Below are 20,152 nucleotides of genomic sequence, written 5' to 3' on the forward strand. Positions count from 1 at the left end.
GCCCCCACTTTAGATCTGAGGTGCTGCTGATTGTGTGGGCTGACGCGAACTTTGTTGGAGCGAGGCTTGCCCGCGAAATGGTGGGACTCGGCAAATCCAGAGCCGAACCAGATCCCGTGGGAGCGGACCTGTCCGCGAAGGGGCCGGGACATCCAACCTATCTCTAGTGCCTGAAACACTGCATTCGCGGACAGGTCCGCCCCCACTTTAGATCTGAGGTGCTGCTGATTGTGTGGGCTGACGCGAACTTTGTTGGAGCGAGGCTTGCCCGCGAAGCTAGCGCCCCGGTTTCAACTGACCCTCCGTGCCCTCAGCTTCGCAGGCAAGCCTCGCTCCAACATATTGTCGTTACTTACCCACATTCGCTGTGGAGCGGGCTGTGGATAACCTGAGCGCAACGCGTTGTCCCCCTGCTAGCGCGGGCCCTGGCGGGCGCTGTACATTTTTTGCTCAATAGTTGTCCACAGGTCGCTCGTTTGTTGTGGGCGTCGGGTAGAATGCGCGACCTTGTTTGCCAGTCCGCAGCGCGCCATGACCACGAAAGCCCCCTCACCTTCTCAATCGGTTGCCATTATCGGCGGCGGCCCTACTGGCCTTATGGCCGCCGAAGTGCTGAGTCAAGCTGGCATCAAAGTGGATATCTACGACGCCATGCCATCGGTGGGTCGCAAGTTTTTGCTGGCGGGCGTTGGCGGCATGAACATCACCCATTCCGAGGCGTATCCGGCTTTCGTGTCGCGCTATGGCGAGCGCGCGCCGATGATTGCGCAGCTGTTACGTAGCTTTGACGCCGACGCATTGTGCGAATGGATTCAGGGACTGGGGATCGAGACGTTCATCGGCAGCTCCGGCCGGGTCTTCCCCACCGACATGAAGGCCGCCCCGCTGCTGCGCGCCTGGCTCAAACGTCTGCGTGAAGGCGGCGTAGTTATCCACACCCGCCATCGCTGGCTGGGCTGGAACCAAGATCGCAGCCTGAGGATTGCCAACCTCGATGGCGAGTTGGCCGTAAAGCCGAACGCCACCTTGCTGGCCTTGGGCGGAGGCAGTTGGGCACGACTGGGTTCCGATGGCGCATGGGTTGAACTGCTTAAAGCGCAAGGCATCGCGCTCGCGCCGCTCCAGGCGGCCAATTGCGGTTTCGAAGTCGCGTCCTGGAGCGGGTTGCTGCGCAGTAAGTTTGCCGGCGCGCCATTGAAGAACATCGCCATCGGCCTGCAAGGCCATCCCCTGCGATTGGGCGAATGTGTACTCACCGAAACCGGCGTGGAGGGCAGCCTGATTTACGCCTTGTCTGCGCAGATTCGTGAGGCGATCAATCAGCAGGGCTCGACGACCATTGAAATTGACCTTCTACCTGGCAAAGCGCTAGGCGATGTTGAAAAAGCTTTGAGCAAACCTCGCGGCTCGCGCTCGATGTCCAAGCATCTGCACAGCCAACTCAACCTGGACGGCGCAAAGGCAGCGCTGCTGCGGGAATTGGCGCCCGCCAGCGCGTTCGCCGATCCGGCATTACTGGCGCAGGCGCTCAAAGCGTTGCCACTGACGCTGATCAAACCCCGCCCCTTGGACGAAGCCATCAGCACCGCAGGCGGTGTGCCATTTGAAGTGCTGGATCAACGCTTGATGCTCACTGCATTGCCCGGGATATTCTGCGCTGGCGAAATGCTCGACTGGGAAGCGCCCACTGGCGGCTATTTGCTGACAGCCTGTTTTGCCAGCGGGCGAGCCGCCGCTCTGGGCATGCTGGAGTGGCTGCGCCGCGACTGAGTCGCGGCAACCGTCCAGACAGTCAGGCCGTGCGGTCCAGCCGTTGCTTGAGGTTCGTGGCGTCCAGTTGAACCTGCGCAGCCGCAGCCTTCGCCGCACTGCGAGCAGCGAACCGCTTGCCCAGCTCATAACCCTTCATTTCGATGTATTTATGCGCGAGCGCGGCAATGCAAAGTGCTGCGATCACAACAGCGATCACCATCAGGTTATTGGCCCAAAACGATCCTGTATCCATGAACCGCTGCCCGTTGATCATCGGCGCCAGTTCGCGGCCCGTGAGTTTTTGCGCGACGATGAACACTGTCGACAAGCAGAACAGTAGCGCCGCGTGAGTCATGTAGATCGAATACGACAGTTTGCCCAGCAGCACGAAAAAGCGCGTCTTTAGAAACGTCGACACCAGCCCGCCTTCAAAGGCGAACAGCAGCACCAGCCCGCAGAAGAACAGGCCGCCGATGGGAGAGCGGTATTCGAAATCAGTCATGACGATCAAGTACGTGGCGTACATCAGCACGCATTCCAAAACAGTCATCAGCCACAACGTCGGTATGAATTTGTCGCGAATTTGCAAATAAGCCACGTACGTCACGTTACCCGCGAAGAAGCACGAGAGCCCTTGCAGCGCACGTTCCACCAGCAAGTCACTGCCGCTGAAAATCAGCAAGAAGGCAAAGAGCGAAACACAGGCAAACAGCGCAAATCGCGTCCTCATCGCGAACATGCACAAGCCGCCAAACAGCATGTAGATGTAGAACTCGATGCTGATGGTCCAGGATGGATAGTTGAACGACATGGTTTCAGTCAGCGTGGTCCAGGCTTGAACCAGCAGCAGATTAGGCAAGATTTCCGACGGTGCAAAAAGTCCGGTGAACGGGACATTATTGAAATAAAAGCCCTTTTTGTACGCAGTCCAGCGCACCAGCTCAAACGTGATGAACACCGCCAGCATCACCAGATGCAGCGGATAAAGCCGGAACATTCGAGAGATGAAAAACGACCTGAACGTTAAATGGGCCTTCATGCCGTAAGTGTGCGCCAGCACAAAACCGCTCAGCACGAAGAAGAAGTTCAGCAGTACTTCGGCATGGCGAAAAAATGGAAGCTCGGTGAACGAGCCCACGACGTGCAAATGATAAAAAACCACCAACAGAGCGCAGACGCCCCTAAAGCTGTCGAGTGTCGTAAAGCGCTGAGCAGGTTTCATAAAGCGACATCCTTGCGGGTCCGTGGAAGCTTGGTCGGTAAGGCTGGAGAGAGCGGCCAGTGCACACGTTATTTCCTTCGGCGATAGGCAAACAGTTGAATTATTTCATCCCCGATACATTCACCACTGGAATGTTGACGCCAGTATTTGCAGAGCACGACCTGCCGCGATAATCAGGATGAATCACGGGGGATATCGGTGGTGAATCTGCGGCCCGCAAGCCAAAGGTTTGTCAGCGTTGAGCTTTTTTTAAAGCGCCGGGACCCGGGCCACGTCTATCTAACGCAGCGCCAACCCCTACTCTTTGAAATTGACACGCTATTTTCTGACGGCGCGTATTCAGATATTCAAACCCCAGCCGATAGCCATGACGACGTGAACACTCTGCTGGCTTGAACAAAAACAACCTTCCAGCCGCTTGATTAGCAAAATTGAAACTCTGGAGGTTTTGGATGAATAGCTGGTTTGCAAACATCAGCGTCAACATGAAATTGGCGCTTGGCTTTGGCATCGTACTGTTTTTTACTGCCCTGCTCGCGCTGACCGGCTGGACCAGTCTGAGCAGCATGATTGAACGCAGTGAGCGGATGAACGATATCTCCGATCTCAGCGATCAACTGACCAAACTGCGTGTCACCCGCCTGCAATACATGATCGCCAATGGCGATGACACTGCAGCCCAGGCGGTGCAGAACGCGATGGACGCTTACAAGACCCTGCAGCAATCGCTGACAGCCCGCTTTACCAATCCGCTTAATGTAAAGCCGTTGAAAGCGTTGGCCGAACAGACGGATGCCTATCAGAAATCGCTGGAAAAGATGCGCGACGGCTATCGCACCAGCACCAGCGTTCGCGCCGAAATGGGCGTGAATGCTGTCAAAGGCGCAGAACTGATCAACGCCATCAACGACGATGTCATGCGCCTTGAAGCGACCGATGAACGCCGTTTCGCTCAATACCAGGCAATCATCAAGGCCAAGGAAGACCTGATGCTGGTGCGTTACGAAGTGCGTGGCTTTACTGCCAGCCCGAACGCCAAGACTGAAGAGACCGCGCTGCGTCAGCTGGAAACCGCGATCAGCGGCATGAGTCCTCTTAAAGCCGCCTTCGCCGATACTCAGGCCGATCGCCTCAAGCAACTGGAAGCTGCGCTGTTGAACTACCGCACCTCGGTACAGGGTTTCCAGGCAGCCAACAGTCAGATTGTCACTGCACGCACCGAAATGACCGATGAAGGCGCGGCCATCGTCAAACTCAACGGTGAGCTGCAAGGACTTCAGCAATCCCTGCGAGACCAGGACAGCCAGAATGCACGGAACCTGCAGATCGGCGTCACCCTGCTGGCGCTGATTTTTGGCACGTTGGCGGCGCTCATCATTACGCGACAAATCACCCGTCCGTTGCAGCAGACCCTGGCCGTGGTTGATCGCATCGCCTCGGGCGATCTTTCACAAACGCTGGTGGTAACCCGCCGCGACGAAATCGGTGTGCTGCAACAAGGCATTCAGCGCATGGGCGCGACCTTGCGCGACCTGATCGGCGGCATCCGCGACAGCGTGACGCAAATCGCCAGCGCCGCCGAAGAATTATCGGCCGTCACTGAGCAGACCAGCGCCGGCGTTAACAGCCAGAAGGTCGAGACCGATCAGGTGGCCACCGCGATGCATGAAATGTCGGCCACCGTGCAGGAAGTCGCGCGCAACGCCGAACAGGCATCGGTTGCCGCATCTGCCGCAGATCAACAGGCCCGCGACGGCGATAAAGTCGTCGGCGAAGCCATCGCCCAGATCGAAAAACTGGCCAATGAAGTAGGTCGTTCGACCGAAGCAATGACAGTGCTGGAGCAGGAAAGCGACAAGATCGGCAAAGTGATGGACGTGATCAAGGCAGTCGCTCAGCAAACCAATCTGTTGGCGCTCAACGCCGCCATCGAAGCTGCCCGCGCCGGTGAAGCCGGTCGTGGTTTTGCGGTGGTGGCCGATGAAGTCCGAGGCCTGGCCCAGCGCACTCAGCAGTCCACCGAAGAGATCGAGGGCCTGGTGGCCGGTCTGCAGAACGGTACGCGGCAGGTGTCTGACATCATGTTGAGCAGTCGTAACCTGACCGACAGCAGCGTCGCCCTGACCCGCAAAGCGGGTACGTCGCTCAACAGCATCACCCAGACCGTTTCCAACATTCAGGCGATGAACCAGCAAATCGCCGCCGCTGCCGAACAGCAAAGCTCGGTGGCCGAAGAAATCAGCCGCAGCATCCTCAATGTGCGTGACGTCTCCGAACAGACCGCCGCCGCCAGCGAAGAGACCGCCGCCTCCAGCGTCGAACTCGCCCGCTTGGGTAATCAGTTGCAAATGCTCGTGAGTCATTTCAAAGTTTGATCTTCGCTACCTGTGCTGGGTTGTGATGCCCAGCGCAGGGGCTTTTTAATCATTTTGAGGACGTAAGTTGTTTTTTTAATAATAATGGCGAGTCTTTAACGGTTTTAAGAGGCTCCGATGAGCAATCTTGCAGGCTATGCATGGCTGATCCACACCTACCGCATCGCACTCTGCCAACCGCTAAAGGTCCGCAGCCACATTGGCAGCAGCCGCAAAGACGTCACCTCCGATGGCGTTACAGAACAAACCTTCCCCGCCCAATATCAGCCAGGCCCCACCCTGAGCGAGCATCTTACGTTTGCGTTTAAGCGCGAGCCTATCCATCTGGAGTGTCTGGCGAGATTATTCTCAACGATTGATCCTGCCGAGCTTGAGCAGTGGATTGATGCGGAACCCACCGGCCAATATGCTAGAAAAGCCTGTTTTTTGTACGAGTGGCTGACTCAAAAAACATTAGCTCGTGACGATTTGAACAAAGGCAACTATGTCCCCTTGCTGGACGAGAAGCTCTACCTGACCAGCGTCAATCCTTCGCGAAACACTCGCTGGCGAATTGTCGACAATCTACCCGGCACTCCTGCTTTTTGTCCGATGATCCGGATCACTCCCGCCCTGATCGAGCTTATCCAATACGATCTGGATGCAGCACTTGCGCTGCTCGGGGTCGAGTTCGGACCAGACACTTTGTTGCGCAGCGCCGTCTGGCTGACCATCAAGGAAAGCAAATCCAGTTTTGCCATTGAGCATGAAGAACAAAAAGTCGACCGCATCAAACGCTTCGCTGCAGTCATGGAGCAACGCTGCGGTCAGGGCCAGCCGCCGCTGAGTGCTGATCAGATTGAGTCGATTCAACAGGCGATTTTGGGTCCAAGGGCGCTGTCTTACGGTATTCGAAAGTCCCCGGTATTTGTTGGGCAGACGCGAGGGTTCCAGAACGTTTTGCATTACCTGGCGCCGGGCTGGCAGCAGGTTGAAGGGATGCTCGACGGGCTCATGAATTTCGAGAGAAAAACCCGTGGCAGATCGTCGATCTTGAGAGCTGCGGCGATTTCATTTGGATTCGTTTATATACACCCACTCAGCGACGGCAACGGTCGTATCTCACGTTTTCTGGTGAACGACATATTGCGACGAGATCACTACCTTCCCGCGCCCTACATCCTCCCTGTATCGGCGGTTATGCAAGATCACAGTCTTCGTCCGCAAAACTACGATCAGGTGCTTGACGAGTTTTCCCGACCTTTGATGCAGGCCATCGAAAGCGAGGTGCATTTCGACAACTACGTGAAATACCAGGACGGTGTCGAGTCAAACCTGAAGTACGAAGGTTACGACGCGACCGGCCCTGCGTGGCGGTATATCGACATGACCTCCCACTGCGAATACATGGCAAGGGTGATTCGCCAGACCGTCGACAAGGAGATGCGTGATGAAGCGAGCATTCTTCGTGATCACTATCTGCTGCGCGAGGCGATCAAAAATATTGTGGAAGGCCCGGATGCGGACATTGACCGAATAATCCGCTCCATCCATCAATCTGGAGAACACGTCAGCAACAAACTTCTCAAGCAATATCCGCTACTGGCTGACGACGCAATCCTGAAAGAGATCGTCGAGGTCGTGCAGCGGTATCTGCGTTAGAGATGCCTGACGTACTCAAGAAAGGGATTCACTCGGCGTCCTTTTCCCACATACTGCCCGCGCTGTTTTCATCTTCTTATTCAGAATCAAATTCATCATTGCCGGGTTCATATTCATGAAAAAAGTCCTGCCCTATCTGCTGTCTGCCGCCATCACTTTCGTCCCTGTCGCCTTCGTTCATGCCGCCACCGCCCCCGCCCCAGTTCAATTGATCGTGCTGAGTTCCGGCGGAATCATGGGTGCATTCCAGGCCATCACCCCGGAGTACGAGCAACGCGTGGGTGTGAAGTTGATACCGGAAGTGGCGCCGTCGATGGGCGCTACACCCCAGGCGATTCCTAACCGGCTGGCACGTCGTGAGCCTGCCGACGTGGTACTGATGGTGGGCTCTGCGCTGGACAAATTGATCAAGGACGGCCAGGTCGATCCGAAAACCCGCGTGGATATCGGCAAATCCTACATCGCCATGGCCGTTCGACACGGCGCGCCGAAACCGGATATCAGCACCATGGAGGCGTTCAAGGAAACGCTGTTGAACGCCAAAACCATTGCCTACTCCGACAGCGCCAGCGGCGTTTACCTGTCACGCGTATTGTTCACTCAGATGCACATCGCTGACCGGATCAAAGACAAGAGCCACATGATTCCTGCAACGCCCGTGGGCGAGGTGATCGCCCGTGGCGACGCGGAAATCGGCTTTCAACAATTGAGCGAACTCAAGCCAGTGGAGGGTATCGACATCGTGGGTCTGATCCCTGACCAAGCCCAGCAGATGACCCTGTATTCGGCGGGTGTCGTCAGCCAGAGCAAGCATCCGGAACAAGCCAAAGCGCTGGTGGACTACCTGGGCTCGAGCGCTGCGGCGGCGGCAGTCAAGACCAGCGGGCTGGACCCGATTGCGAAGTAAACCGATCTTTTCGCTGTAGCGGCTCTTTCGAATCTGTGGGAGGGAGCTTGCTCGCGATGAGTGCGGGCCAGGCACCAAGAAGCGTTGGATGCACAGGCCTAATCGCGAGCAAGCTCCCTCCCACAGGAAATTAGTCGCGTGATGCGTCGATCAATCCAGCGCCAACTCGATCAATTCGCCCCGCACGTCTTCACCTTCGATGTGCAACATCCCCACCGTAATCGGCAGTTTGAAACGCCGCGGCCCAGCGCTGCCTGGGTTGATGAACAGCACCCCATGACGCACTTCCTGCAACGGCTTATGTGAATGCCCAGTGACCACCACTCGGACATCTGCCGGCAGCGTTTCCGGCACGTCGGCCAGTATGTGCGTGACGTAAATCGCCACCCCGCCCACCCGCAACACAGCCTCATACGGCACGTCGCGGGCCCACGCATCGTCGGTGTCGTTATTGCCTCGCACCACCGTCAGCGGCGCGATCGCACGTAATGCATCGAGGATCTCGGGCTTGCCTATGTCACCCCCGTGAATGATCCGGTCACAACCCTGCAACGGGATAAGCGCCTGCGGTCGCAGCAGACCATGGGTGTCGGAAATCAGGCCGATTTTCATGCTGATTGATTACCCCTGAGGCGAAACGGCGTGCTGCCGCGCCTGCACGCGTTTCATGCTGATCATCGCCAGCAACGCGATCACTGCAACCAGTGACGCGAAGAACTCGCCGACGTGACGCAAGCCAAACGTATGAACACTGAAGCCTACGGCGATCACCGGGACAGAAATCGAGATGTACATCACCACAAAGTAAGCGGAGGTCACGGCCGCTTTGTGGTCCGGCGGACTCTTCGCGCTCACCGCCCCCATGCCCGCACGGAAGATCATGCCCTGCCCCATCCCGGCGATGAAACCCGCCAGCACCAACAGCAGCACCTGCGCAGTGAGAATGCTCAGCCCCAGGCAAATCATACCGACGATCAACGCCAGGCAACCCAGTGTCATGTGCCGCTGCGCCGGTACCCATTGCAGCGACGCCTGCCCCACAACGGATGCCACGAAGAATAGCCCAATCACCGCGCCAATCAGCAGCCCGCCGGTTTGCTCCATCACCTGAATCATCAGCGACGGCACCATGCTGGTGAACAGCCCGGCAACGCTGAAACCGGCGAGCCCTGCAATCGAAGCGGGGATGAACACGCTACGCACAGAAGCCGGAATCGAAGGCTTTTGGATCCTCAGGTGCAGCGTCTCGGGCCGAGTAACGGTTTCACGAGCCGACAAGACACCGATCACGGCCAACAACAGAAACGCCAGGTGCACGTAGAAAATCAGATGCAGCGGGTCTGGCAGGTACTGCGAAGTGATCCCGGCCAGCAGCGGGCCAAGCCCCAGTCCAAACATGTTCGCGGCGGTGGCGATCAGCGTCGCGCTTTTGCTCCAGCGTTTTGGCGCCAGCTCGATCACTGCGACAGTTGCGGTGCCGGTCATAATTCCGGCAGAGAACCCGGAGAACAGCCGACCGATTAGCAGTCCGGCGATGGAGTCACTGAAAAGGAACACCACCGCGCTGATCGCGCCCATTAACAGCCCGGCACACAGCAGCGGTTTGCGTCCCAATTGATCCGACCAGCTCCCCACTGCCAGCAATGCCGCGATCACGCCCGCTGCATAAATAGAGAAAATAATCGTCACCCAGCTCGCATCAAAACCCAGGCGTTGCTGGTAAATGGCATACAGCGGCGTCGGCAGGGTCGTGCCCACCATGGCAATCAACAGCGCGCACGCCACCAGGATGAAGTCGCGCGTTGAAGATGAGGCGGCCTGGGTCATGGGGTCTCCCTGAGAAGTTGAAAAGGGGCGGCCATTATCCACGGATGCCTGGCCAAAACTGGAAATAAAATTTCATCCCGTTGGAGCGAGGCTTGCTCGCGGAGATGCATCGATATCTTAGGATTTCGAGAATAAGCAACCGGCTTCGCGGGCAAGCCTCGCTCCAACAAGAGCCTTCCGAACCCGTATGTAAACGATGACATTTGAACAATCGGGGCAGCAGGTGATTCTATTAGCGTGCTAGCCTTGCGCAACAACATAACGAAAGTGACTGCCCCGCATGTTATTTCGATTTCAGGCAGCCAGCCGCCCATGACCAAGAAAACACCCGTCACCATTACTGATATCGCGCGGCGCGTGAACATGACGCCGGTCACCGTTTCGCGAGCGCTAAACAAGCCCGATCTGGTCAAGCCGGCCACCTTGGCGCGCATTCTTGAAGTGGCCCAGGAACTCGATTACGTCCCGAACGCGTTCGCTCGCAGCCTCAAACGCAGCGAAAGCATGATCATCGGCGTGATAACGGCTTCTGTGGATAACCCTTTCTACAGCGAGATGATCAAGGCTATTTCCCGCGAAGCCAAAAAGCATGGCTACACCATCATGCTGGTGGACACAGACGGCTCTGAAGAGCTGGAAAGCAAGGCGGTCGATACGCTGCTCAGTTATCGCGTGGCCGGGATCGTGCTTTCGCCGGTATCGGACGAGCCTGAATACCAGCCGGGGTATCTCTCCCGCTTGAGTAACGGCGACATGCCGGTTGTACAACTTGATCGCGCAGTGCACGACAGTCCGTTCAGCCATGTGGTGCTGGACAACTACCACAGCGGCTTGAAGGGCGCGCGCTACCTGTTGGCGCAAAATCCAGGCATGCAGCGCCTGCTGGTATTGACCGGCCCTGCACACTCGCGCATCTCCGAGGAGCGACTCAAAGGCGTGAAAGCGGCGCTGGGCGAGACCGGCAAAACGGTGCAGCTGCATGTGTTTGCGGGGGATTACACCTTGGAGCCTTCGTACCAGAGCACGCTGCGCTACCTGCGCGAACAGCCCCGGCCCGACGCGATTTTCGGCTTCAATCAGCTGATTACCCTTGGCGCGATGAAAGCCCTGCGCGATCAGAACATCAGCCACCAGGACGTGACCATTTGCGGGATCGATCGCCTGCCCTTTGGTGACATCTTCGGTATCCCCATCGCTTGCATCGCTCACGACGCTTCTCTGGCGGGCAGCAGCGCAGTGCGCATGTTGCTGGAGCGGATTCAGGACCGGGCCCTGCCCAAAAGCAAAGTGGTGATTGTGGGCGAACTGGAGAATGGCGCAGGCTGAGCAGGCGACAAAGGGTTTAAGTCCCACGGCCCATTCATGCCAACATGGGCGCCCTTGATTACGGCGCCCAGACCGGCTGCTCTTCTGTTGTGCAGCCCCAGGCCTGAGCGCGATACCAATAACAGTGAGGATTCGTACCATGCAGGACGTCGTTATCGTTGCCGCCACCCGCACCGCGGTCGGCAGTTTCCAGGGCTCTCTGGCGCATATTCCCGCAGTTGATCTCGGCGCTGCCGTCATCCGCCAATTGCTGGCCCAGACCGGTCTCGACGGTTCGCTTGTCGACGAAGTCATCATGGGCCAGGTGCTGACCGCAGGCGCAGGGCAAAATCCCGCGCGCCAGGCCTCGATCAAGGCCGGGCTGCCCTTTGCCGTCCCGGCGATGACACTGAACAAGGTCTGCGGCTCGGGTCTCAAGGCGCTGCATCTGGCGACCCAGGCGATTCGCTGCGGTGACGCCGACATCATCATTGCCGGCGGCCAGGAAAACATGAGCCTGTCCAACTACGTCATGCCCGGCGCGCGCACTGGCTTGCGCATGGGGCACGCCACCATGATCGACACGATGATCAGCGACGGTCTGTGGGATGCGTTCAACGATTACCACATGGGCATCACCGCCGAGAACCTGTCGGAGAAGTACGACATCACCCGTGAGGCGCAAGATGCGTTTGCAGCGTCTTCGCAGCAGAAAGCCACCGCCGCCATCGAAGCGGGGCGTTTCGTCGATGAAATCACCCCGATCCTGATTCCTCAGCGCAAGGGCGATCCGTTGTCCTTCGCCACCGATGAACAACCACGCGCCGGCACCACCGCCGAATCGCTGGCCAGGCTCAAACCGGCCTTCAAGAAAGACGGCACCGTAACGGCGGGCAATGCTTCGTCGCTGAACGATGGCGCTGCAGCAGTGATCCTGATGAGCGCTTCGAAAGCAGAGGAATTGGGCCTGCCGGTGTTGGCGCGCATCGCGGCCTACGCCAACGCCGGTGTCGATCCGGCCATCATGGGCATCGGCCCGGTGAGCGCAACGCGTCGCTGTCTGGACAAGGCCGGCTGGTCGCTTGAAGAACTGGACCTGATCGAAGCCAACGAAGCCTTTGCCGCGCAGTCGCTGTCGGTGGGTAAAGAGCTGGGTTGGGACATGAACAAGGTCAACGTCAACGGCGGCGCCATCGCCATCGGCCACCCGATCGGTGCGTCGGGCTGCCGCGTGCTGGTAACCCTGCTGCATGAAATGATCAAGCGCGACGCCAAGAAGGGTTTGGCGACGCTGTGCATTGGTGGTGGTCAGGGTGTGGCGCTGGCATTGGCGCGGTAAACCGCTTATGCCCGCAGGCTTGGGCCTTAGTTGGCAAACCGCTTCTGCCCAGAGGGCGTAGGAGCTTGGCTTGCCAGCGATCTGCCGGGCACCGGCAGCAAACCGGCCAATGCGGTGTGTCTGACGCGCTAATGTGCCTGATCTTGCTGCCGGTGCCCGGCAGATCGTCAGCAAGCTGGACTCCTACGGCCTCCGGCCAGAATCAAAAGCAGTCCAGCTCGCTACCCTACTGCCACCCAAACCGCCTTACATAAAACCCCTTCACCGCCTGCGTCAGGGCGACATACCCCAGCAAGATCACCGGCAAGATCACGAAGTACAGCGGTGGCAGCGCCTGCAATTTGAAGTAGTGCGCAAACGGCCCCATCGGCAGGAAAATCCCCACCGCCATGATCACCCCGGTCATTACCATCAACGGCATGGCCGCGCGGCTTTGCAGGAACGGGATCTTCGGGGTGCGGATCATGTGCACCACAAGCGTTTGCGTCAGCAGCCCGACCACAAACCAGCCCGATTGAAACAGCGTCTGATGCTCAGGCGTGTTGGCGCCGAATACGTACCACATGATCGCAAACGTGGTGATGTCGAAGATTGAACTGATCGGCCCGAAAAACAACATGAAGCGCCCCACTTCCGAAGGCTGCCAGCGCTGTGGCTTTTTCAGCAGCTCGCCGTCGACGTTATCGAACGGGATGGCGATCTGCGAAATGTCGTACAGCAGGTTTTGCACCAGCAGGTGCATCGGCAGCATCGGCAGAAACGGAATGAACGCACTGGCCACCAGCACCGAGAACACGTTGCCGAAGTTGGAGCTGGCGGTCATCTTGATGTACTTGAGCATGTTGGCGAATGTCCTGCGCCCCTCCAACACGCCCTCCTCCAGCACCATCAGACTTTTCTCCAGCAGAATGATGTCGGCCGCCTCTTTGGCGATGTCCACCGCGCTGTCCACTGAAATGCCGATGTCGGCGGTGCGCAAGGCCGGGGCGTCGTTGATGCCGTCTCCCATGAAACCCACCACATGCCCGTTTGCCTTGAGTAAACGCACGATGCGCTCTTTGTGGGACGGTGTGAGTTTGGCGAAGACGTTGGTGGTTTCCACCGCCACCGCCAGTTGTGCATCGCTCATGCGCTCGATGTCGCCGCCCAACAGCAAACCTTGGCGTTCAAGGCCCACTTCGCGGCAGATCTTTGCGGTTACGCGCTCGTTGTCGCCGGTCAGCACCTTGACCGCAATGCCATGCTCGGCCAACGCCTTGAGCGCAGGTGCGGTGCTTTCTTTGGGCGGATCGAGAAACGCCACGTAACCGATCAGTGTCATGTCGCTTTCATCGGCCAGGCCATAGGTTTCACGACCGGCCTCCATCGAACGCGCAGCCACGGCCACGACCCGCAGGCCTTCTTCATTGAAAGCGGCCGTGACCTCAAGAATGCGGTCCAGCAACACTTCGCTCAGCACCTCCTCAGCTTCGCCATGCCGCACCCGCGTGCAGACACTCAGGACTTCCTCCAGCGCACCTTTGCAGACCAGCAGGTGCGGATGTCCCTTTTCAGCGACGACGACCGACATCCGGCGCCGATTGAAGTCGAACGGCACTTCATCGATCTTGCGAAACGCCGTGCCCACTTGCAGCTCACCGTGGACCTCGACGTGCTCCAGGACAGCGACGTCCAGCAGGTTTTTCAGGCCGGTCTGGTAATAGCTGTTGAGATAAGCCATTTCCAGCACATCGTCGGACTCATCGCCCCAGACATCGACATGGCGTGCCAGAAAAATCTTGTCCTGAGTCAGCGTGCCGGTTTTGTCGGTACACAGCACGTCCATGGCGCCGAAGTTCTGAATCGCATCCAGGCGCTTGACGATGACTTTCTTGCGCGACAGGAACACCGCGCCTTTGGCCAGCGTCGAGGTCACGATCATCGGCAGCATTTCCGGGGTCAGCCCGACCGCGATGGACAGTGCGAACAGCAACGCCTGCATCCAGTCGCCCTTGGTGAAGCCGTTGATGAACAGCACCAGCGGCGCCATCACGAACATGAAACGGATCAACAACCAGCTCACCTTGTTGACCCCGGACTGAAACGCAGTCGGCGCCCGGTCGGTGGCGCTGACACGCTGGGCCAGCGCCCCGAAGTAGGTGTTTTTGCCTGTGGCGAGAATGACGCCGGTCGCTGCGCCGGACACCACGTTGGTGCCCATGAACAGGATGTTTTCCAGGTCCAGCGGTGTGTCCGGGTGTGTGCCTTGCCGACGGGAAAACTTCTCCACGGGCATGGATTCGCCGGTCATGGCGGCCTGGCTGACGAACAAGTCTTTGGCGCTGAGCACGCGGCAATCGGCGGGGATCATGTCGCCGGCGGACAACACGATCAGATCGCCCGGCACCAACTGCTTGATTGGCAGCTCGATGCGTCGGGATTGGCCGGTTGTCTGAGCAAAGTCGGCGTCATCGTCAGCGCGACGAAGCACCGTTGCGGTGTTGCTGACCATGGCCTTAAGCGCATCGGCCGCCTGATTGGAACGGGCTTCCTGCCAGAACCGCAACAGCGTCGATAGCAGCACCATCGAGAAAATTACCGTGGCGGCTTTCATGTCCTCGGTCAGCCAAGAGATCAACGCCAGCAAGGTCAGCAGCAGGTTGAACGGGTTTTTGTAGCAGTGCCACAGATGCATCCACCACGGCAGGGGTTGTTCGTGCTCGACTTCATTGAGGCCATGTTGCTGACGCAGAGTCAGTGCCTGGGCATCGGTCAGGCCATCGGTGTGGCTGCCCAGTTGCTCGATCAGGGCTTGAGCGTCGCTGCTGGCGCCGCGAGTGAGGGTTTGTGCCAGCGTCGGCGGCACTTCGCGGCTGACGGTGGTGTCGGTCAAGCTGTCGAGCATCGCCAACCGGCGGAAGTGCCGAGCGATGTGCCGATTTTGCAGAAAGCCTGCGAAGAACTCTTTCAGGAGGGTGATTTTCATGGCTATGGCCCTGGGCTGAAGGTTTTGCAAAAACCTTGAGCAGGCACCGCCGACCTGTCGCCACGATCCGCTTGGAACGATGGCATGACAGGTTGGCACGCACGCCAAAAAGACGTGCGCGTCCGTTGCGCTGATGGTGACTTTGAGGTCAGCCATCAGGCATTTGGTCAGCGTCATATAGAAGGGACAGGAGCAGATCCTGAACAGAATCTGCCGAGCTGCCGCCTCTCGCGTTGTCGGCGAGCGGGCGGCAGTGAAAAGACTGCGCGCTAGCGTGCCGAGGATTGGCCGGTGATCAATACCGGCTGACGTCTGTCACTCGAACTAGTACCCACTGAGGGTCTCCGCATTGGTTGAAAACGGGCGAAGATTACGCCCGGCTTTGTTCAGAGTAAACCGTAGGAAAGCGCCGTCGCGGGGTATCGGAAAAGTCTTCAGGGAGCGTTCAGGATTAGCCACAGGGCGGGTAATTGATAACGCTCTGACCGACGAATAAATGCACTTGTGGGAGCGGACCTGTCCGCGAATGCTGAGGTACAGCGGACCGGGATTTATCGTCTGTACCGGCCTATTCGCGGACAGGTCCGCTCCCACGGTATTAACGTTTGCCGACAGTCCCCGGCAGGCCAGATCGTGCGGCGCTCTACCCAGCCACAACACCGTATTTAACCAAACTGCTAAACTCCCGCGCCTCATTCCGACACCAAGGCGCCGTGCATGTCTTCGCTGAATCAGGCGCTTCGCGTCGCCCTCGAAAATCGCCAGTCGCTGCTGGCTGAGCTGCACGCTCAAGGCACCAATTGCTATCGCCTGTTCCATGGCAGCCAGGAAGGCGCCAGTGGCCTGACCATCGATCGCTACGGCCCGCAGTTGCTCATTCAGAGCTTTCATAACAGCCTTGATCGCGAGTCGTTGCTGGCAGCGCACGCACTGGTGAACAGTCACCTTGGCCTGGACACATCGCTGGTCTATAACGACCGATCCCAAGGCAATTCGCGCATCGACCGAAGCGACAAGGTTTACAGGGCTGATGAGGCTGCGTTAGAAGACCTGATCGGACACGAATGGGGATTGAACTATCGGGTACGCGGGCGACATGCAGGGCAAGATCCGCTGCTGTTTCTGGATCTGCGTAACGCACGCGGCTGGGTCAAGGATCACAGCGCCGGTAAAAGCGTGCTCAACCTGTTCGCCTACACCTGCGGGGTTGGCTTGAGCGCAGCAGCGGGCGGCGCCAGTGAGGTGTGCAATCTGGATTTCGCCGAAGGCAATCTGGCGGTGGGGCGAGAGAACGGCCTGCTAAACCCGCACCTCAAAGCGATGGAATTCATCCAGTCCGATTACTTCCCGGCCATTCGCCAACTGGCCGGGCTGCCGGTTGCCGCACGTCGCGGCCACAAGCTGCCGGATTACCCTCGTCTGGAGCAGCGTCAATACGATCTCGTTCTGCTCGATCCGCCCGCGTGGGCCAAAAGCGCATTTGGCACTGTTGATCTGCTGCGCGATTATCAAAGCCTGCTCAAGCCGGCCATTTTGACGACCGCTGAAGATGGCGTTTTGATCTGCTGCAACAATCTGGCGAAAGTCAGCCTGGAAGACTGGCGCGATCAAGTGCTGCGTTGCGCGACCAAAATCGGTCGGCCCGTCCGTGATTGCCAAGTGCTGACACCCGGCGCTGACTTCCCTTCGATGGACCAACAGCCACCGCTGAAAACGCTGATCCTGCAGTTCTGACATTCGGTATTGGATTTAGGAATCTTCCTACAGCCTCTGTAACAACCGATTTCGGAACCAGATTGGCGTGCCATACTCCAAGGACCTCCTATAAAGAGAGTCGACGCCCCACATGCCCAAAGGATTGAAACGCGCTATTGGCGCCTTGCTGGCCGTTTTCGCAATCTACAGTTTGCTGGGGTTTTTGATTCTGCCCGGCATCGCATTGCGGGTGATCAACCAACAGTTGGCAAACTATTCCACTGTTCCGGCAAAGCTCGACCGGCTGGAACTCAACCCTTACAGCCTTGAAATCACGTTGTGGGGCTTGAACATTGGCGCTCCCGGCAAGGAAGATGTGGGCTTCGAGCGGCTCTACGCGAACCTGCAAATCGACAGCTTATGGACCCGCGCCCTGCACCTGAAAACGGTGGAGCTGGACAAGCCCAAAACCGAACTGCTGTTCGCCAAAGACGGCACGCTCAATCTGGCGCAGTTGTTCAAATTGCCACCGAGCGAACCCGCCAAGCCTGACGAGCCACCCAGCAAGCCGTTCCCACTGCGCATCGGCGAAATCAAACTGGCCAGCGGTTACGTGCACTTTCAGGACTTGCGCCCGAGCGAGCCGATTGAATTCCTCTACGACGCCCTCGATTTCGAGCTGAAAAACCTCAGCACCCTGCCCGAAGATAACGCTGACATGACCCTGGTCGCGGCAGGCCCGGCGGGCGGGCAGATCGATTGGGTCGGACGCATCAGCCTGGTGCCGATTGCCTCCGAAGGCACACTCAAAGTCACCGACGGCCAGATGAAAGTCTGGTGGCCGTACGTGCGCGATGCGCTGCCGCTGGCGTTGCAAGACGGCATTCTGAACTTCAACACTCATTACAAACTCAGCCTGGCCAAGGAGACCGAGCTGTTGCTGGATAAAACCTCCCTTAGCGTCGCACCGTTCGGGATCAATGCGCCCGATGGCCGCCCGCTGGTGCGCCTGAAAAAGCTTGAGGTAAGCGAAACGTCTATCGACCTGGCCAAGCAATTGGTCACGGTCGGCAAGATCCGCAGCAACGGCTTGGAGACGTGGGCAGCTCGAGAACCCGACGGTCAGCTGGATTGGCAAAAGCTTTTCGCGAGCCAGCCTGCCAAGGCCAGTGAAGCGGCAAAGAAAGAACCGGCTGCTGCATCGGGGACTGAGGCCAAAAAGGCCGAGATTGCCGCCGCCCCAAGCAAACCGTGGCAGGTCCTGCTGCGCGATGTTCAACTGCGCGACTACAAGGTTCATTTGGCGGACCGTGTTCCCAAAGAGCCTGTAGAAATAGACCTTGGGCCCCTGAATCTGGACGTTCAGAATTTCGACAGCCTCAACAAGTCGCCTTTTAACCTCAAGCTCGACACCGGGCTGGGCAAGCAGGGCAAGCTGACCGCAGAAGGCGAGGTGAATCTGGCGCCGGTCCGCGCCAAGCTCAACGTCACAACTCGCGATATAGATTTGCGAGTCGCGCAGGCCTATGTCACGCCGTTCATTCGGCTGGAAGTACGCAGCGGTATGCTCAATAGCGATCTGGCGGTCGACCTTAAAAGCACTGAGCCATTGGCGTTGGGCGTGACCGGCAAGGTCCAGGTCGATCAGTTGCATACGCTGGATACACTGAAATCCCGGGACTTCGTGCGTTGGCAAAAACTGAATCTCGAAGGCCTGAATTTCCAGCTCGGCGACAGCCTGACCATCGCCCAAGTCAATCTTGAGCAACCGTACGCGCGGTTTATCATTGCCGACGACCGCACCACCAACATCAACGACCTTTTGGTGCCACAGCCTGCGGACAGCAGCACCAATGCCGCCGCAGCTAAAACCAAAGCGGCGAGTAACGAAAAACCCATGGGTATTCGCATCGGTGAAGTAAACATCAACAACGGCTCGGCCAACTTCGCTGACTTCAGCCTGACACCCAACTTTGCCACCGCCGTTCAACAACTCAACGGCAAGATCGGCACCCTCGACAATCGTCAGAACAAGCCTGCCAGCGTGAACATCAACGGCAAGGTTGACCGCTATGCGCCGGTGACCATCAAGGGCGCGCTCAACCCGTTCGACCCGCTGGCCAGTCTCGACATCGCCACCAGCTTCAAGCGTGTCGAGCTGACCAACCTGACGCCCTACTCTGGCAAGTTTGCGGGCTATCGCATCCGTAAGGGCCGGCTGAACCTTGATCTGCATTACCTGATCACCAAAGGTCAGCTCAAAGCAGAGAACAAGGTAGTACTTGAGCAGCTGCAACTGGGTGAGAAGGTTGATAGCCCTGACGCAGTCAGTTTGCCGCTCAAACTTGCCATCGCACTGCTGAAGGATAGCGACGGCAAGATTTCCATCGAACTTCCAGTCTCGGGCGACCTGAACAATCCGCAGTTCAGCGTGATGCCGATTGTCTGGCAGACCCTGCGCAACCTGGTCGTACGTGCGGCTACCGCGCCGTTTAAATTCATTGGCGGACTGGTCAGTGGCGGTGGTTCGCAAGACCTCGGTACTGTTGCGTTTGCGGCAGGTTCCGATGAATTGAGCGGTGAAGCCCAAGCGTCCCTCGACAAACTGTCGGCGGCGCTCAAGGAACGTCCGGCGCTTCGTCTGGAGATCGAGGGCACCAGCGCGGAATCCAGCGACGGGCCATTGATTGCTCAGCAGCGTCTGGAGCGGGAATACCAGAGCACGTACTACAAGATCCTGCAGCGACGCGGGGACAAGGTCCCGCCTCAAGCTAGCGATCTGCAAGTACCTGACAGCGAAAAACCACCGATGCTCGAAGGCATTTACCGTACTCGCCTGAAACAGCAACCGCCAGCCGAGTGGGTTGATCTGGGCAAGGAAGAGCGCCAGGGCAAGATGCGTGAAGCGGTGCTGAAATCATGGAGCTCGAGCGCCCTGCTGCTTCGTCAGTTGGGACAATCGCGCGCCAGCAGTATCAAGGACTATCTGGTCGACAAAGGCCAATTGGCGGATGATCGGGTGTATTTCGTCGACGCCAGCCTGGGTCAAGCCGAAAAAGACGGGCGCGTCATTAGCCCACTGCATCTGGACAGCGAGTAACGGCATTTGAAGAACGTGCGAGCG

12 protein-coding genes are annotated in these 20,152 nt (G+C 58.2%); 8 read left to right on the forward strand and 4 right to left on the reverse strand.

Translation table 11 applies throughout. The features are described 5' to 3' along the window. Nucleotides 1-531 precede the first annotated feature (531 nt). Entirely contained in the window at nucleotides 532-1,770 is a 1,239-nt protein-coding gene (locus ACWKWM_RS17740) for a TIGR03862 family flavoprotein (protein WP_483847400.1), read from the forward strand. A 22-nt stretch (nucleotides 1,771-1,792) separates the two neighbouring features. On the opposite strand, the gene ACWKWM_RS17745 is transcribed toward ACWKWM_RS17740, so the two are convergent. Beyond that, nucleotides 1,793-2,974: an acyltransferase family protein gene (locus tag ACWKWM_RS17745; protein ID WP_483847401.1), complete on the reverse strand. Its 1,182-nt coding sequence runs from the start codon at nucleotides 2,972-2,974 to the stop codon at nucleotides 1,793-1,795. Nucleotides 2,975-3,426: 452 nt separating this feature from the next. Here ACWKWM_RS17745 and ACWKWM_RS17750 point away from each other — a divergent pair, with 452 nt between their 5' ends. The 3 genes from ACWKWM_RS17750 (at nucleotide 3,427) to ACWKWM_RS17760 (ending at nucleotide 7,897) form a co-directional block, all read left to right on the forward strand. After that, nucleotides 3,427-5,349: a HAMP domain-containing methyl-accepting chemotaxis protein gene (locus ACWKWM_RS17750; RefSeq protein ID WP_483847402.1), complete on the forward strand. Its 1,923-nt coding sequence runs from the start codon at nucleotides 3,427-3,429 to the stop codon at nucleotides 5,347-5,349. Nucleotides 5,350-5,466: 117 nt separating this feature from the next. Beyond that, on the forward strand, nucleotides 5,467-6,990 hold the full coding sequence (locus ACWKWM_RS17755) for a Fic family protein (RefSeq protein ID WP_483847403.1): 1,524 nt from the start codon (nucleotides 5,467-5,469) through the stop codon (nucleotides 6,988-6,990). A 115-nt stretch (nucleotides 6,991-7,105) separates the two neighbouring features. Then, nucleotides 7,106-7,897, forward strand: a complete 792-nt coding sequence (locus ACWKWM_RS17760) for a substrate-binding domain-containing protein (RefSeq protein WP_483847404.1) — start codon at nucleotides 7,106-7,108, stop codon at nucleotides 7,895-7,897. A 150-nt stretch (nucleotides 7,898-8,047) separates the two neighbouring features. Here the strand turns inward: ACWKWM_RS17760 and ACWKWM_RS17765 are convergent, their stop codons facing one another. Next, nucleotides 8,048-8,509 (reverse strand): metallophosphoesterase family protein, encoded by a 462-nt coding sequence (locus ACWKWM_RS17765; protein WP_483847405.1) that lies wholly within the window; start codon nucleotides 8,507-8,509, stop codon nucleotides 8,048-8,050. Between the two features lie 9 nt (nucleotides 8,510-8,518). Then, nucleotides 8,519-9,724 (reverse strand): MFS transporter, encoded by a 1,206-nt coding sequence (locus ACWKWM_RS17770; protein ID WP_483847406.1) that lies wholly within the window; start codon nucleotides 9,722-9,724, stop codon nucleotides 8,519-8,521. Nucleotides 9,725-10,036: 312 nt separating this feature from the next. Between ACWKWM_RS17770 and ACWKWM_RS17775 the strand changes: the two genes are divergently transcribed. Continuing rightward, nucleotides 10,037-11,050: a LacI family DNA-binding transcriptional regulator gene (locus tag ACWKWM_RS17775; RefSeq protein ID WP_483847407.1), complete on the forward strand. Its 1,014-nt coding sequence runs from the start codon at nucleotides 10,037-10,039 to the stop codon at nucleotides 11,048-11,050. A 139-nt stretch (nucleotides 11,051-11,189) separates the two neighbouring features. Next, the gene (locus ACWKWM_RS17780; RefSeq protein ID WP_483847408.1) at nucleotides 11,190-12,368 is read left to right on the forward strand and encodes an acetyl-CoA C-acetyltransferase; all 1,179 of its coding nucleotides are present in this window, start codon (nucleotides 11,190-11,192) and stop codon (nucleotides 12,366-12,368) included. Nucleotides 12,369-12,594: 226 nt separating this feature from the next. On the opposite strand, the gene mgtA is transcribed toward ACWKWM_RS17780, so the two are convergent. After that, nucleotides 12,595-15,333, reverse strand: coding sequence for a magnesium-translocating P-type ATPase (gene mgtA / locus ACWKWM_RS17785; protein ID WP_483847409.1), 2,739 nt, complete (start codon nucleotides 15,331-15,333; stop codon nucleotides 12,595-12,597). 717 nt (nucleotides 15,334-16,050) lie between these two features. On the opposite strand from mgtA, the gene ACWKWM_RS17790 reads away from it, so the two are divergent. Continuing rightward, a complete protein-coding gene (locus ACWKWM_RS17790; RefSeq protein ID WP_483847410.1) occupies nucleotides 16,051-17,067 on the forward strand; it encodes a class I SAM-dependent rRNA methyltransferase in 1,017 nt (338 codons plus the stop codon). A 112-nt stretch (nucleotides 17,068-17,179) separates the two neighbouring features. Then, nucleotides 17,180-20,128: a DUF748 domain-containing protein gene (locus ACWKWM_RS17795; RefSeq protein ID WP_483847411.1), complete on the forward strand. Its 2,949-nt coding sequence runs from the start codon at nucleotides 17,180-17,182 to the stop codon at nucleotides 20,126-20,128. The last annotated feature ends 24 nt before the right edge of the window (nucleotides 20,129-20,152 follow it).

It is taken from the genome of Pseudomonas rosaeacicularis (genome assembly GCF_057128745.1).